General features: G+C 64.4%; 14 protein-coding genes and 1 tRNA gene. 5 read left to right on the top strand and 10 right to left on the bottom strand.

The window, feature by feature from the left end; genetic code table 11:
• Positions 1-39: 39 nt before the first annotated feature.
• Positions 40-1,188, bottom strand: a complete 1,149-nt coding sequence (gene ftsY, locus M3I54_RS19295) for a signal recognition particle-docking protein FtsY (RefSeq protein ID WP_254338677.1) — start codon at positions 1,186-1,188, stop codon at positions 40-42.
• A gap of 291 nt (positions 1,189-1,479) precedes the next feature.
• On the opposite strand from ftsY, the gene rsmD reads away from it, so the two are divergent.
• The 3 genes from rsmD (at position 1,480) to M3I54_RS19280 (ending at position 3,080) form a co-directional block, all read left to right on the top strand.
• On the top strand, positions 1,480-2,127 hold the full coding sequence (rsmD, locus tag M3I54_RS19290; protein ID WP_254338675.1) for a 16S rRNA (guanine(966)-N(2))-methyltransferase RsmD: 648 nt from the start codon (positions 1,480-1,482) through the stop codon (positions 2,125-2,127).
• Positions 2,128-2,235: 108 nt separating this feature from the next.
• Positions 2,236-2,739, top strand: a complete 504-nt coding sequence (coaD, locus tag M3I54_RS19285; protein ID WP_254338673.1) for a pantetheine-phosphate adenylyltransferase — start codon at positions 2,236-2,238, stop codon at positions 2,737-2,739.
• Positions 2,740-2,819: 80 nt separating this feature from the next.
• Positions 2,820-3,080 carry a YfhL family 4Fe-4S dicluster ferredoxin gene (locus M3I54_RS19280; protein ID WP_069264882.1) on the top strand — a complete coding sequence of 87 codons (261 nt, stop codon included), beginning with the start codon at positions 2,820-2,822 and terminating at the stop codon, positions 3,078-3,080.
• Between the two features lie 68 nt (positions 3,081-3,148).
• Here M3I54_RS19280 and hisC read toward each other — a convergent pair whose 3' ends face one another.
• From hisC to M3I54_RS19240, 8 genes are all read right to left on the bottom strand, one after another.
• The gene (gene hisC / locus M3I54_RS19275; RefSeq protein ID WP_254338671.1) at positions 3,149-4,216 is read right to left on the bottom strand and encodes a histidinol-phosphate transaminase; all 1,068 of its coding nucleotides are present in this window, start codon (positions 4,214-4,216) and stop codon (positions 3,149-3,151) included.
• Positions 4,217-4,231: 15 nt separating this feature from the next.
• Positions 4,232-4,834, bottom strand: a complete 603-nt coding sequence (pth, locus tag M3I54_RS19270) for an aminoacyl-tRNA hydrolase (RefSeq protein ID WP_254338669.1) — start codon at positions 4,832-4,834, stop codon at positions 4,232-4,234.
• Between the two features lie 149 nt (positions 4,835-4,983).
• The gene (locus M3I54_RS19265) at positions 4,984-5,592 is read right to left on the bottom strand and encodes a 50S ribosomal protein L25/general stress protein Ctc (protein ID WP_254338667.1); all 609 of its coding nucleotides are present in this window, start codon (positions 5,590-5,592) and stop codon (positions 4,984-4,986) included.
• 169 nt (positions 5,593-5,761) lie between these two features.
• The gene (locus M3I54_RS19260) at positions 5,762-6,718 is read right to left on the bottom strand and encodes a ribose-phosphate pyrophosphokinase (protein ID WP_028201851.1); all 957 of its coding nucleotides are present in this window, start codon (positions 6,716-6,718) and stop codon (positions 5,762-5,764) included.
• Positions 6,719-6,807: 89 nt separating this feature from the next.
• A tRNA-Gln gene (locus tag M3I54_RS19255) sits at positions 6,808-6,884 on the bottom strand.
• A gap of 50 nt (positions 6,885-6,934) precedes the next feature.
• Positions 6,935-7,837 (bottom strand): 4-(cytidine 5'-diphospho)-2-C-methyl-D-erythritol kinase, encoded by a 903-nt coding sequence (ispE, locus tag M3I54_RS19250; RefSeq protein WP_254338664.1) that lies wholly within the window; start codon positions 7,835-7,837, stop codon positions 6,935-6,937.
• A gap of 80 nt (positions 7,838-7,917) precedes the next feature.
• Positions 7,918-8,580, bottom strand: coding sequence for a lipoprotein insertase outer membrane protein LolB (lolB, locus tag M3I54_RS19245; protein WP_254338662.1), 663 nt, complete (start codon positions 8,578-8,580; stop codon positions 7,918-7,920).
• Positions 8,580-10,415 carry a tetratricopeptide repeat protein gene (locus M3I54_RS19240; RefSeq protein ID WP_254338660.1) on the bottom strand — a complete coding sequence of 612 codons (1,836 nt, stop codon included), beginning with the start codon at positions 10,413-10,415 and terminating at the stop codon, positions 8,580-8,582. The genes lolB and M3I54_RS19240 overlap by 1 nt, the downstream gene beginning before the upstream one ends.
• Positions 10,416-10,546: 131 nt before the next feature.
• Between M3I54_RS19240 and mutM the strand changes: the two genes are divergently transcribed.
• Together mutM and mutY are read left to right on the top strand one after the other, a co-directional pair.
• Positions 10,547-11,377: a bifunctional DNA-formamidopyrimidine glycosylase/DNA-(apurinic or apyrimidinic site) lyase gene (mutM, locus tag M3I54_RS19235; RefSeq protein ID WP_254338658.1), complete on the top strand. Its 831-nt coding sequence runs from the start codon at positions 10,547-10,549 to the stop codon at positions 11,375-11,377.
• A 15-nt stretch (positions 11,378-11,392) separates the two neighbouring features.
• On the top strand, positions 11,393-12,526 hold the full coding sequence (gene mutY, locus M3I54_RS19230; protein ID WP_254338656.1) for an A/G-specific adenine glycosylase: 1,134 nt from the start codon (positions 11,393-11,395) through the stop codon (positions 12,524-12,526).
• A gap of 40 nt (positions 12,527-12,566) precedes the next feature.
• Here mutY and M3I54_RS19225 read toward each other — a convergent pair whose 3' ends face one another.
• On the bottom strand, positions 12,567-13,202 hold the full coding sequence (locus tag M3I54_RS19225; protein ID WP_254338654.1) for an LON peptidase substrate-binding domain-containing protein: 636 nt from the start codon (positions 13,200-13,202) through the stop codon (positions 12,567-12,569).
• Between the last annotated feature and the right edge of the window lie 41 nt (positions 13,203-13,243).

Below are 13,243 nucleotides of genomic sequence, written 5' to 3'. Positions count from 1 at the left end.
GACGCCCTTCGTGCGTCTAAGTCCGGGTAAAGCGCGCTGTCAGCTGCCAAGCAGCGCGTCGGCGAATTCTTCGGCGACGAACGGCTGCAGGTCCTCCACCTTTTCGCCCACGCCGATGAAATACACGGGAATCGGGCGTTGCCGCGCGATCGCGGCGAGAATGCCGCCCTTGGCGGTGCCGTCGAGCTTCGTGACGATGAGGCCGGTGAGGCCGAGCGCGTCGTCGAAAGCCTTGACCTGTGCGAGCGCGTTCTGGCCCGTGTTCGCGTCGATCACGAGCACCACCTCGTGCGGCGCACCGTCGAACGACTTGCCGATCACGCGCTTGACCTTCTTCAGCTCGTCCATCAGGTGCAGTTGCGTGGGCAGGCGGCCCGCGGTGTCGGCCATCACCACGTCGATGCGGCGTGCGCGCGCGGCGCTCACGGCGTCGAAGATCACCGCCGCCGGGTCGCCGCTTTCCTGCTGCACGACCGTCACGTTGTTGCGCTGGCCCCAGATGGCGAGCTGTTCGCGCGCGGCGGCGCGGAACGTGTCGCCGGCGGCGAGCAGCACGCTCTGGTCGAAGCTTTGCAGATGCTTGGCGAGCTTGCCGATGCTGGTGGTCTTGCCCGCGCCGTTCACGCCCGCGATCATCATCACGAGCGGCTGCGCGCGGCCGAGCATGAGCGACTTTTCGAGCGGCTTGAGCAGGCCGATGAGCAGCTCGCGCAGGGCGTTCTTCACCTGCAGTGCGTCGGTCAGGCGCTCGGCGCGCACCTTCTGGCGCAGCGTTTCGAGCAGATATTCGGTCGCGTCGACGCCCGCATCCGACATCAGCAGCGCGGTTTCCAGCTCCTCGTAGAGATCGTCGTCGATCTTCGCATTGACGAAGATGCTCTGGATGTTCGAGCCGGTTTTCGAGAGCCCCGACCTCAGGCGCGTGAGCCACGATTGCTTTGCGGCGGCCTCGAGCGCGGGCGGCGGGACGATTTCGACGGCTTGCGGATCGTCGTCGTCGTTGTCGTTGGCGGCTTGTTGCGGCTTGACCGGAGCGATCACGGCCGGTGGAGCGGACGGCGCGGGCGACGTTTCGCGCGCCGCGCTGGTGGGCGCTTCAACAGCCTCGTCCGGCGCCTCGAAGGTGGCTTCGTCCTGCGCGTTCTCGGTGTCCTTCGAGCCGCGGAATCGTTTGAAGAAACTGAACATGGTCTGGGGGTGGGTCAGGCGCGCTGCGAGTCGGACCGAGGGGCGGTCAGCGACGGCTTGGGAAGAGGTAACGCGCGGAAAACATAGCATTTTATCAGGCGCATTGGCTGGAGTCGCTGCGGCGTCGTCGTGGGGTCGTTGTGGCGCGTGCGCGGCACCTGCGCGCCCCTGTGGTAACGTGCGCGCATTGGAGGGCGCGATGCGAAAGCGTCGCGCCCGAACCTCACAGTCGAGTTCCGCCGGCAAGTTGGCTGCCGGAGGTCAAATGCACGCAGCCGTACGACCCAACGCATGACCCGTTCCTCATCTTCACGTGGCCAAGGCGGCCGCACCCATCAATCCGATCCGCGCGCACGTGGTGGCGGCGGCGGCGGCGCGCACACGATCCGCATCATCGGCGGCGACTGGAAGCGCACGCCGCTGCCGGTGCTCGATCTCGATGGTCTGCGCCCAACCCCCGACCGCGTGCGCGAAACGCTCTTCAACTGGCTCGGCCAGCGCCTCGACGGCCTGCGATGCCTCGACCTTTTCGCGGGCAGCGGCGGCCTCGGCTTCGAGGCGGCCTCGCGCGGCGCCGCACGCGTCGTGATGGTGGAGCGCAGCGCGCGCGCCGCCGCGCAATTGCGCTCGAACCAGGCGCGCCTTGGCGCGCGCATGGTCGAAATCGCGGAAGCCGACGCACTGCGCCTCGCGGCCAATCTCGCGCCAGGCTCGTTCGATGTGGTGTTCCTCGATCCCCCGTTCGGCGACACTGCGCTGCTCGAGCGTGCGCTCGAGCTGGCCGCGCCGCTCGTCGCCCAGGACGGCTGGCTTTACGTGGAGTCGGGTGAGTTCATCGATCCGGCTGCGCGGCCCGCGCTGGCGGGCTGGAGCGTGGTGCGCGAGGGCAGGGCGGGTGCGGTTCACTATCATTTGCTGCAGCGCGAAAATGAGGAATAATGCGCGTTCGATAAGAAGCGGCGGGCGGCTTGGCCGTCACGCACGCACGTGTGCATACGTTGCCACGGCATTGCATTGCACCCCATTTCTGTTGAGAGGAGAAGCCTCATGGTAGTCGCCGTGTACCCCGGTACCTTCGATCCGCTCACGCGCGGCCACGAAGATCTCGTGCGGCGCGCGTCGAGCATTTTCGACACGCTGGTAGTCGGCGTTGCGGACAGCCGCAACAAGAAGCCTTTCTTCTCGCTCGACGAGCGGCTCGAGATTGCCCACGAGGTGCTCGGCCACTATCCGAACGTGCAGGTCATGAGCTTCAAGGGCCTGTTGAAGGACTTCGTGCGGACCAATAACGCACGCGTGATCGTGCGCGGCCTGCGCGCAGTGTCGGACTTCGAGTACGAATTTCAGATGGCGGGCATGAACCGCTACCTGCTGCCCGACGTGGAGACGATGTTCATGACGCCTTCGGACCAATATCAGTTCATTTCAGGCACGATCGTGCGTGAAATCGCCCAATTGGGCGGCGATGTGAGCAAGTTCGTGTTTCCTTCCGTGGAAAAGCGCTTGCAGGACAAGGTGGCCTCGATGGGCGGCACGGCTACGAAGGTGTGAACGCGCGGCGAAAGCAGCGTAAACTATAGGGCTGAGCAACGTGTGAGCCGGCCCTCGCGCCGGCAGGAAGTGAGAACAGCATGGCCCTGATGATTACCGACGAGTGCATCAATTGCGACGTGTGCGAGCCCGAGTGCCCTAACGACGCGATCTCGATGGGCCCGGAAATCTACGTGATCGACCCGAAAAAGTGCACCGAATGTGTCGGCCATTTCGATGAGCCGCAATGCATCCAGGTGTGCCCGGTGGAGTGCATTCCCAAGAACCCGGAGCATGTCGAGTCGCCCGAGCAATTGATGCAGAAGTATCACGCGCTGACGGCGGCGAAGAACAACGCCTGAATCGCGGAATCCTCCGGAAATAAAAAACGCGCCAACTGGCGCGTTTTTTATTTCATCTTGCCGTCTTCTCACGCGACGATGGCCTTCAACGCATCGACGAGCGTATCGCACTCGGCATCGGTGCCGATCGAGATGCGCAGATGCTGATTCACGCGCGGCGCGTTGAAATGGCGCACGAAGATCTCTTTTTCGCGCAGCTTGGCCGCAATTGCGGCCGCGTCGTGCGCAGGATGCTTCGCAAACACGAAATTCGCCGCCGAAGGCACCACCTCGAAGCCAAGCGCCGTGAGCGCGGCCGTCAGGCGCTCGCGGCTTGCGATCACGCGCGCGCTCGTGGTCCTGAGCCACTCGGCGTCTTCGTAAGCGGCTGTGGCGGCGGCTTGCGCGAGACGGTCGAGCGGGTACGAGTTGAAGCTGTCCTTCACGCGGTTGAGCGCATCGACGAGATCGGGGTGACCGAACGCGAAACCCACGCGCATGCCCGCGAGCGAGCGCGATTTCGAAGTCGTGTGCACGACCAGCAGGTTCGGATAGCGGTCGATCAGCGCGATCGCCGATTCGGCGCCGAAATCCACATACGCTTCGTCGATCACCACCACGGATTCCGTGTTCGCCGCGACAAGCCGCTCGATTTCCGCGAGCGGCAGCGCGTGACCCGTGGGCGCATTCGGATTCGGGAAGATCACGCCGCCATTCGGCTGGCGGAAGTCGTCGACCCGAATGGTGAACTGCTCGCTGAGCGGCACTGTGCGGTACTCGACCTCGTAGAGCCGCGCGTAGGTCGGGTAGAAGCTGTAGGTGATGTCGGGAAAGAGGATCGGCTTGTCGTGCTTGAGCAGTGCCTGGAACGCGTGAGCTAGCACCTCGTCCGAGCCGTTGCCGACGAACACCTGCTCCGCGCGGATGCCGTGATGCGCGGCCACGGCGGCGCGCAGACGCTTCGCGACCGGGTCGGGATAGCGGCGCAGCGACTCGCCCGTCTCGGCAAGCTCGTGGCGGATCGCCTCGAGCACACGCGGAGAGGGCGCATACGGATTCTCGTTGGTGTTGAGCTTGACCGGCTTTGCGAGCGCGGGCTGTTCGCCCGGCACGTAGGGCACGAGCCGGTTGACGATGTCACTCCAGTAACGACTCAAGACGCTCTCCTTGTTTCAACCGTTACGATGCAGCTGCATCACCGCGCGTTCGGCCTCGCCCTTCACGAACGTCGGCATTACGGCGAGCGCGCGTTCGATCGAGGCGTCGATCACGTCCTGCTCCTCGCGGCGCGGCGGCTTGAGCACGAAGTTCGCAACATCGGGCTTCGCACCGGCGCGCGCGCCTTCGGGAATCAGGTCGCGCGGATGGCCGATGCCGATGCGCAAACGCCAGTACTGCTGCGTAGACAGATGCGCGGAAATGTCCTTCAGACCGTTGTGGCCGCCGCTGCCGCCGCCAAGCTTGAGCTTGACGGCGCCGGGTGGCAGATCGAGCTCGTCGTGCGCCACGAGGATCTCATCGGGCAGGATCTTGAAGAAGGCCGCGAGTGCGACGACCGATTGCCCCGAGCGGTTCATATAGGTCTGCGGTTCGAGCAGATGCACTTCCTCGCCGTAGAGGCGCGCCTTCGCGTAGTGGCCGTGGAAGCGCCGCTCGTCGCGCAGCGTCGTGCCGGCTTCCCGCGCGAGCTGGTCCACGAGCCAGAAGCCCGCGTTGTGGCGCGTCGCCGTGTATTCGGCGCCCGGATTGCCGAGCCCGACGATCAACCTGATCATTGTGGTGTTCCGCCTGCGTAAATCGTTGAACTGACCCGCAAGTGTACGAAAAAGTGCGAAAAAAAACCCGCCGGGGCGAACCGCGGCGGGTCACGTCGTCCGTTTCAGGGAAACGGATCGAGAGGATCGGCTCATTCAAGCCGCTGCGATTACTCCGCAGCCGGTGCTTCTTCGCCTTCAGCTGCCGCCTGGGCGCCAGCCGGCACGGGTGCCGACGCGACGACCGGGTTTTCCGCTTCAACGTGCTGAACCAGCGTCACGCCTGCGGGCAGGGTGATGTCCTTGGCATGCAGCGATTGACCGGCTTCGATCTTCGCGAGGTCGACTTCGAGGAATTCCGGCAGTTGGCCCGGCAGGCACTGGACTTCGATTTCGGCCAGAACGTGCGAGATGATCGCGCCACCCGTCTTCACAGCCGGGTTGGTTTCCTGGTTCATGAAGTGCAGCGGCACCTTCGTGTGGATCTTCTTGTTCGGATCCACGCGCTGGAAGTCGACGTGCAGCACGAGCTGACGGAACGGGTGGTATTGCACGTCGCGCAGCAGCACTTGCTGCGACTTGCCGGCCACTTCGAGTTCGAGGATCGACGAGTGGAAGGCTTCCTTCTTCAGGGCGTGCCACAGCGCGTTGTGGTCGACTTCGACCAGTTGCGGCTCCGAACCAACACCGTACACGATGCCAGGGGTCTTGCCAGCATTGCGCAGGCGGCGGCTCGCACCCGTACCTTGCAGGTTACGCTCGAAAGCGATGACTTTCATTTGATTCTCCATTGCACTGCCCGCGACCAGGCAGTAAAACGGGGCCTTTTCAGCAGAACGCCTGCCTTTGGGCCCCCAGCGATGCAGCGCGAACCTTCGTCCGTTCGCGCCGATTACGTACAAAAGCGCGGCGCTCTTGCGAACACCGCGCCTTGCGCGTCAATTCTTGTCAGCTTTCCGCGAAGAGCGACATCACCGAGTCGCCGCGACGGATACGCGAGAACGTTTCGGCGAGAAGTCCTGCGCTCGTGAGCGAGCGGATCTTCGCGCACGAACGCGCTTCGGTGCCCAGCGGAATCGTGTCGGTCACGACCAGTTCGTCCAGAGCCGAAGCGGCGATACGCTCGCCTGCGCCACCCGAGAGAACCGGGTGCGTGGCGTAAGCGAACACCTTCTTCGCGCCGCGTTCCTTCAGCACTTGCGCGGCCTTGCAGAGCGTGCCGGCGGTGTCGACCATGTCGTCCATGATCACGCAGGTGCGGCCTTCGACTTCACCGATGATGTTCATCACTTCGGCGACGTTCGCCTTCGGACGACGCTTGTCGATGATGGCGAGATCGCAATTCAGTTGCTTGGCGAGCGCACGGGCGCGCACCACGCCGCCGACGTCCGGCGAAACGACCAGCAGGTTCTCGTGATTCTGCTTGCGCAGATCGCCGAGCAGCACGGGCGTTGCGTAGATGTTGTCGACGGGAATATCGAAGAAGCCCTGGATCTGGTCAGCGTGCAGATCCATCGTGATGATCCGCTCGACGCCGGCGATTTCCAGCATGTTCGCCACGACCTTCGCCGAGATGGCGACGCGCGCCGAACGGGGGCGGCGGTCTTGGCGGGCATAGCCGAAGTATGGGATAGCTGCGGTGATCCGGCCTGCGGATGCGCGCTTGAGCGCATCGACCATGATCATCAGTTCCATCAGGTTGTCGTTGGTCGGCGCGCAAGTCGACTGAAGGACGAAGACGTCCTTGCCGCGCACGTTTTCCTGGATTTCGACCTGGATTTCACCGTCGGAAAAGCGGCTAACCATAGCCTTGCCGAGGGGAATACCGAGGATCTTGACGACTTCCTGGGCAAGCGCGGGATTTGCGTTGCCAGTAAAAACCATCAGGCCGTCATGGCTGCTCATCATGCACCTGCTGCGGACTTGGGGGGGCGAGAGGAACTACTTAGGCGAACTGCCCTGGGTAACCCACAGAGCGAACTGCCTGAAATTTTTGGCAGGGGAGGAAGGACTCGAACCCTCGCATGCCGGAATCAAAATCCGGTGCCTTGACCAACTTGGCGACTCCCCTACACTCAACTTCGAGCCTGGCCGACCGGTAGGACGATCAACCACGCAAAACTATGCCGCGAAAGCGAAGAGTGGATGCGTATTCAGACTCGAGGCTACCGCGCTTCTCCAGTCCGGTTGTTCCGCAAGCAGTTTGACTTGTGCCGATTCTGCTTCGGACCGACTGGCGAATGCTGCAAAAACGCTGGCACCCGATCCGGTCATCCGCGCTGGTGCGATGCTGTTTGGGATACTCCCAAACCATTGAAGCACCTGCGCTACTTCCGCGTATTTTCCTGCGACAACCGCTTGCATATCGTTATGGCCAAAATTGTCTGGCCATCCGTTCTGCGCTGCATGCTGTGCAAGAAAGACTGCTATTGTGCAGGCCTTTGTGTCCCTTGTCAACGATTTTTCGGAAAAAATCTCAGCAGTAGGAACATGAACCCGCGGCGTCACGACCAAAAAATGACGCGGGGGCAATTGTACAGCCTCCAATGCTTCTCCAACACCCTCCGCGAACGCATTTTTCCCGAACACAAAGAAGGGCACGTCCGCGCCCAGCTCGAGTGCGAGCGCCTGCAATTCCTCGCGCTGCAGGTTGAGCTTCCAGAGACGGTTGAGCGCGAGCAGCGTCGTGGCTGCGTCGGAGCTGCCGCCGCCGAGACCCGCGCCCATCGGCAGACGCTTTTCGATATCGATCTCGACACCCTCGCTTGTGCCCGTGTGCTCCTTGAGCAGCGTCGCGGCGCGCACGGTGAGGTCGTGCTCGGCCGGTACGCCTTCCACTTCTACCGTGCGCGTGATGCGGCCGTCCCGGCGGCGCGTGAAATGCAACGTGTCGCCCCAGTCGAGCAACTGGAACACGGTCTGCAGATCGTGATAGCCATTGGGACGGCGGCTCGTGATGTGCAGGAAGAGATTGAGTTTCGCGGGCGCTAGGCAGTCGCGCAGCGAGTCCTGGGTTTCGATCATGATGCTCTTGGGATGATGCCTGGATCCTGGCCGGCGCGTGCCGGCCAGATATTGCTGATGAGAGACAGTAACCGGCCCGCTTACTGGTCGAGCACGAGCTTGATCTGGAGCGGCGGTTCTTCGCGCGTGAGATTGACACGCTTCACGCCAGTGGCCGGCGCGTCCGAGAAGGCGACGTAATCGATGGTCCAGCCGTCCTGCTCGATCTGCGAAAGCCGCTGCGGATTCTGCGGGTCGGGCGTGGTGCGCGCGTGCGAGGTGGGCGCGACCGAAGGCTGCAGCCAATAACGCAGCCCTTCCACGGGCAGTGCGAAGCCGAGCGCCTGCTGCATGAGCGTACTCACGTTGTCGGCCGTGAGCGGCTGGCGGTTAGGCAGTTCCAGCGTGGCTTGCGACGGCGCGGAAGTCACGAGCGCGAGCGTTTGGCCGAGCGGATTGAGCAGTTGCAGCGTCACCGTCGAATCGGTCTCGTGCCAGTCGAAGTTGCCGTACGCGTTGCGCTGCTGACCGTTCTGGTCGACGTACTGCACGGCGAAGCGGCCGTGGTAGGCGCGGTTCGTCTGCGTAGTGAGCGAGGTCGTGGCGTTCGAGGTGGACGGCTGGCGCGGCGGTTGTTGCGTTGCGCAGCCCGTGAGCACGAGGAGCGCAGCCGCCGCTGCGCCGAGCGACGCGCGCCGTACCAAGCGGGCGGCGCGCGCAACGGGGAGGGCCTTGGGGGAAAACGAAGTGAAAAAATCTGCCATCAGAGATCGTTGACCTGGAGGCGCTTGAGCGTCTTCAGGAGCGTGTCGTTGTCGGGTTCGAGCTTGCGGGCCTCGCGCCACGCGGCGCGTGCGCCGTCCTGGTCGCCGTTTTTCCAGAGCACTTCGCCGAGATGCGCGCCGATTTCCGCGTTCGGCTGGAGGCTGTAGGCCTTGCGCAAGAGTTTGATTGCGTCGGCGTTGTCGCCCAGGCGGAATTTCACCCAGCCCACGCTGTCCATGATGAACGCGTCGTCCGGTGCGAGCGCCGAGGCTTTTTCCACCAGTTTGTCGGCTTCCTGCAGGCGCTGATTGCGGTCCGCGAGCGAGTATCCGAGCGCGTTGTAGGCCTGCGGATTGTCGGGTTGCGTCTTGATCAGCTTGCGCAGTTGCGCTTCCATGACGTCGTAATGGCCGGTTTTTTCCGCAGCCATCGCGTAGTCATAGGTGAGGTCCGGGTCGTCCGGAAAGTCGGCGGTCGCCTTCGCAAGCCGTGCCTCGGCCTCCGGGTAGCGTTTCGCGTCGAACAGGATCGCGGCGTCGGTGCGCGCGATCAGCGCCTGGTCGCGCGGATCGTCGGCCTGAATGCTCGCGAGCTGGCGGCGCGCGTCGTCGGTCTTGCCTTCCTTGTCCAGGATCTGCGCGCGCGTGATCTGGGCCGGCACGTACTGCTGGCTGTTGGGCTGGATCTTGTCGAGCCACTTCTGCGCACCGGCGTCGTCCTTCTGCTCGACCGACAGTTGCGCAAGGTAGATATAGGCCTGACCGGGGTCGGCGGCCGGATTCTTCTCGGCAATTTGCGCGTATTGCGTCAGATACTTCTGCGCGGCGTCGAGCTTCTTTTGCTGCACGCTGATGAGCGCGAGCGCCATCAGCGGCATCAGGTCAGTCGCGTTGTCCTTGTGCAGGATCTCAAACTGCTTTTGCGCGTCATCGAGGCGGTCGGAGGCGAGATAGGTTTGCGCGAGAGCAAGCCGGCCTTCGCGCGACTTCGGATTCTGCTGGACGTACTTTTCGATCGACGCAATGCCTTCGGCGCGCTCCTCCGGCCCCATCTGCGCGAGCATCAGCGCGGCGGGCAGGTAGTCGGGCTTGAGCGCGAGCGCCTGCTCGAAGGACTTGCGCGCGCCGGGCACGTCGTCGGCGAGCAGTTGCTGGCGGCCGATCGCGAGCTGTGCCTCGGGACGGTTCATGTCGTCCTTGAGCAGCGTTTTGAGCACGTTCAGGCCGCCCACGCGATTGGGGCCGCGAGAAAGCAGAAGCTGCAGCGAGAGGATTGCCTGGCCGCGGCTGTCGGCCGGTACTTTCGCCAGTTCTTGCGCGAGCAGCGGCTGGGCGTCGTCGGGCTTGCCGGAGAGCACGAGCAGCGAAGCGTCGAGTTGCGCCGCGCGCTCGGAATCGGGCGCGTACTGCTGCCAGAGCTGGACCGCAGTCAGGGCGTCAGACGGGCTTTGCGCCGCGAGCGCGATTTCGGTCGCGCGCTGCGCCATGCGCGGGTCGTGCGTGTCGCGCGAGAGCGCGAGATACGTTTGAAAGGCGGGTGCAGGCTGGTCGCGCTGCAGCGCGATTTCCGCGGCGAGCACCTGGAAGACGATCTGGCTCGACAGCGGAACGCTCGGGAGATCCTTCTTCTCGTCGGGTGAGGCGGGACCGAACGCGTCCGGCATGGTGACGGAAGTGTCGTCCGTGTCGGGGGACGGATCCTGCGCATACGCGCTCGACGTGGTCAGCGCCCAGGCGGCGAGAACCGCGGCGCCAACAAGGCGAGGCGCAAAGGCGGCAGGCACGCGGGGCGTCGCGTGACGCTTCGCGAACAGCTTAACGAAAGACAGTTCCATGGAATTCCGTCGAATGTTTCGGTCGATTGTAACGCGCTGGCTACAATACGCGCACAACGCGCACAACGCGCACACACGTTTACGCAAGTTGCAGACCAACCCGGACCAGCATCCGAATCAGGCCGCCAGACATGCCAGAGTTGCCAGAAGTTGAGGTTACCCGAAGGGGGATCGAACCGTGGGTCGCGGGCCGCCGCGTTGAGCGTGTGGAGGTGCGCAACCCCGCATTGCGCTGGCCGGTGCCCGCCACGCTCGCGCGCACACTGCGCGGACGCACGATACGTTCCGTCGGGCGGCGCGGCAAATATTTGCTGTTCGAGGTCGACGAGGGCTGGTTCATTGTCCACCTGGGCATGACCGGCACGCTGCGCGTGCTGCGCAATCTGCCGAAGCCGCCTGCCGCGGAGAAGCACGATCACATCGACTGGTTGTTCGACGACTTCACGCTGCGCTTTCGCGACCCGCGCCGTTTCGGCGCCGTGCTCTGGCACCCGCGCGAGGCCGGCGACGTGCTCGGCCATCCGCTGCTGGCGGGGCTCGGCATCGAACCGTTCACGCCGGCCTTCGACGGCGCGCTGCTTTTTCGCGAGACACGCGGCCGCAAGGTCGCGGTCAAGCAGGCGCTGCTCGCGGGCGATATCGTGGTGGGCGTTGGCAATATCTACGCATCGGAGAGTTTGTTCCGCGCCGGCATCCGGCCGACGACCCCGGCAGGCCGCGTTTCGCTTGCGCGTTACGAACTCCTCGCGGACGCCGTGCGCGCCGTGCTCGCCTCGGCCATCGAGAAGGGCGGCAGCACGCTGCGCGACTTCGTCGGCAGCAACGGCGAAAGCGGCTATTTCCAGCTCGAATACTTCGTTTATGACCGCGCGGGCCAACCCTGCCGCGTGTGCGGCACGCCGATCAAGCAGATCGTGCAGGGCCAGCGTTCCACTTATTTCTGTCCGCGCTGCCAGCGCTGAGCGCCAGGTTTTTCCATGTACCGAACTTCGTCCACTTCCGCGCCGCTACCGGCTGGCGCTTATCCCGTTGAACTGCTCACCGGTTTCGCGCCGCGCCTGATCGCCTGGCAGCGCGAGCATGGCCGTCACGACCTGCCGTGGCAGAACACACGCGACCCGTATCGCATCTGGCTCTCGGAGATCATGCTGCAGCAGACCCAGGTCTCGACCGTGATTCCGTACTACGGGCGTTTTCTCGAGCGTTTTCCCAAGGTCGATGCGCTCGCCGCGGCGCCCGACGACGACGTGATGGCGCTCTGGGCCGGCCTCGGCTATTACTCGCGCGCGCGCAATCTGCACCGCTGCGCGCAGGTCGTGGCTCAAACCCACGGCGGCACGTTTCCGTCGACCGTCGAGGCGCTCGCGGAATTGCCCGGCATCGGCCGTTCGACGGCGGCGGCGATCGCGTCGTTCGCGTTCGGCGCGCGCGCGACGATCCTGGACGGCAACGTGAAACGCGTGCTCGCGCGCGTGTTCGGCGTGGAAGGCTTTCCTGGCGAAAAGCGCGTGGAGAATGCGATGTGGACGCTCGCCGAAACGCTCGTGCCGGGTCCCAAAGCGAGCGACGCCGACGTGAGCGCCTACACGCAAGGCTTGATGGATCTTGGCGCGACGCTGTGCGGGCGCGGCAAGCCCGACTGCGCGCGCTGCCCGTTCGCTGACGACTGCGTGGCGAAGACGACGGGACGTCAGCGCGAACTGCCCGCCGCGCGCCCGAAGAAGGCCGTGCCCACGCGGGGCACGTGCATGCTCGTGCTGCTCGACGGCGATGCAGTCATGTTGGAGAAGCGCCCGCCATCGGGTATCTGGGGCGGACTATGGAGCTTGCCCGAAGCCGCGGACGAACCCGCGCTCGCCGAGCGCGCGCGCGACTTCGGCGTGACACAAGAGCACGCGGCGTCAAGCTCCGCGCTCATGCCGCTCACGCATACGTTCACGCATTTCAAGCTCGACATCGAGCCGCGCGTGATCGAACTCAAGCGCAATGCCGCGCCGCTGGAAGCCAACGATGGCCAGACCGCATGGGTGCCGCTCGGCAATCTCGACGCGTATGGCGTGCCCGCGCCGGTGCGCAAGTTGCTCGACGGTTTGCGTGGACCGCTGATCTGAGTCAGCGTGAGAGCGGCATCAACGCGGCATCAACGCGGCATCAAAGCAACTGATGCTGCTGCATGTAGTGATGCACGATTTCGATACGCGCGCCCGCGTCGTTCAACTCCATGAGTTTCTGACGCGCGCGCAGCGCGATCGGCAGCACCTCGGCCAGACGGTTCGATACCCACGAGGGATCGTCGAAGCGGAACGGCTCCGCAAACGGCAGGCTCGCGGGGCCGCGCTCGCGGATTGTCGCGATGATGCGCTCGAGGACTTCCGCACACGCGCCGAATTGCGCGAGCTGTTTGCCGCCTTCTAGCGGGATATCTTCGGGGATCAGTTCGGCCATGCCCACGAGCAGGCCGTCGGCTTCCACGCGATGCGAGAGCAGATGAAAGCGCTGCGTGCCGTGAGCCTGGATGTGCAGCATGCCGACGGTCTCGACATCGCATTGTTCGATGAGCGCGAGGCAGCCAACGGGTTCGGGCACGGCGGTCTCGTCGTGCTGTGCGACTTCCGCGCCGCTTTTGAGCAGACACACGCCGAACGGCGTGTGCTCGCGCAGGCACTCGCTCGCCATGTCCAGGTATCGCGCTTCAAAGATCTTGAGCGGCAGCAGGCCGCCGGGGAACAGCACCGTATGCAGCGGGAACAGCGGCAAATCGGCAAGCACGGCAGGAGACGAGGACATGGCGCAACGCTTTCGGTTAAGGGCCGCGCGATGCGCAGCCG

Source organism: Paraburkholderia sp. CNPSo 3274 (assembly GCF_024206475.1).
In the GTDB taxonomy this organism is placed as follows: Bacteria; Pseudomonadota; Gammaproteobacteria; order Burkholderiales; family Burkholderiaceae; genus Paraburkholderia.
This window is presented reverse-complemented; position numbering and strand designations above follow the sequence as displayed.

Bases quoted from the DNA above. Each gene is read 5' to 3' on its own strand.
- M3I54_RS19225 (WP_254338654.1), bottom strand. From the start codon at position 13,202: ATGTCCTCGTCTCCTGCCGTGCTTGCCGATTTGCCGCTGTTCCCGCTG.
- ftsY (WP_254338677.1), bottom strand. From the start codon at position 1,188: ATGTTCAGTTTCTTCAAACGATTCCGCGGCTCGAAGGACACCGAGAAC.
- rsmD (WP_254338675.1), top strand. From the start codon at position 1,480: ATGACCCGTTCCTCATCTTCACGTGGCCAAGGCGGCCGCACCCATCAA.
- M3I54_RS19240 (WP_254338660.1), bottom strand. From the start codon at position 10,415: ATGGAACTGTCTTTCGTTAAGCTGTTCGCGAAGCGTCACGCGACGCCC.
- M3I54_RS19260 (WP_028201851.1), bottom strand. From the start codon at position 6,718: ATGAGCAGCCATGACGGCCTGATGGTTTTTACTGGCAACGCAAATCCC.
- mutY (WP_254338656.1), top strand. From the start codon at position 11,393: ATGTACCGAACTTCGTCCACTTCCGCGCCGCTACCGGCTGGCGCTTAT.
- M3I54_RS19265 (WP_254338667.1), bottom strand. From the start codon at position 5,592: ATGAAAGTCATCGCTTTCGAGCGTAACCTGCAAGGTACGGGTGCGAGC.
- M3I54_RS19280 (WP_069264882.1), top strand. From the start codon at position 2,820: ATGGCCCTGATGATTACCGACGAGTGCATCAATTGCGACGTGTGCGAG.
- ispE (WP_254338664.1), bottom strand. From the start codon at position 7,837: ATGATCGAAACCCAGGACTCGCTGCGCGACTGCCTAGCGCCCGCGAAA.
- pth (WP_254338669.1), bottom strand. From the start codon at position 4,834: ATGATCAGGTTGATCGTCGGGCTCGGCAATCCGGGCGCCGAATACACG.
- mutM (WP_254338658.1), top strand. From the start codon at position 10,547: ATGCCAGAGTTGCCAGAAGTTGAGGTTACCCGAAGGGGGATCGAACCG.
- lolB (WP_254338662.1), bottom strand. From the start codon at position 8,580: ATGGCAGATTTTTTCACTTCGTTTTCCCCCAAGGCCCTCCCCGTTGCG.
- coaD (WP_254338673.1), top strand. From the start codon at position 2,236: ATGGTAGTCGCCGTGTACCCCGGTACCTTCGATCCGCTCACGCGCGGC.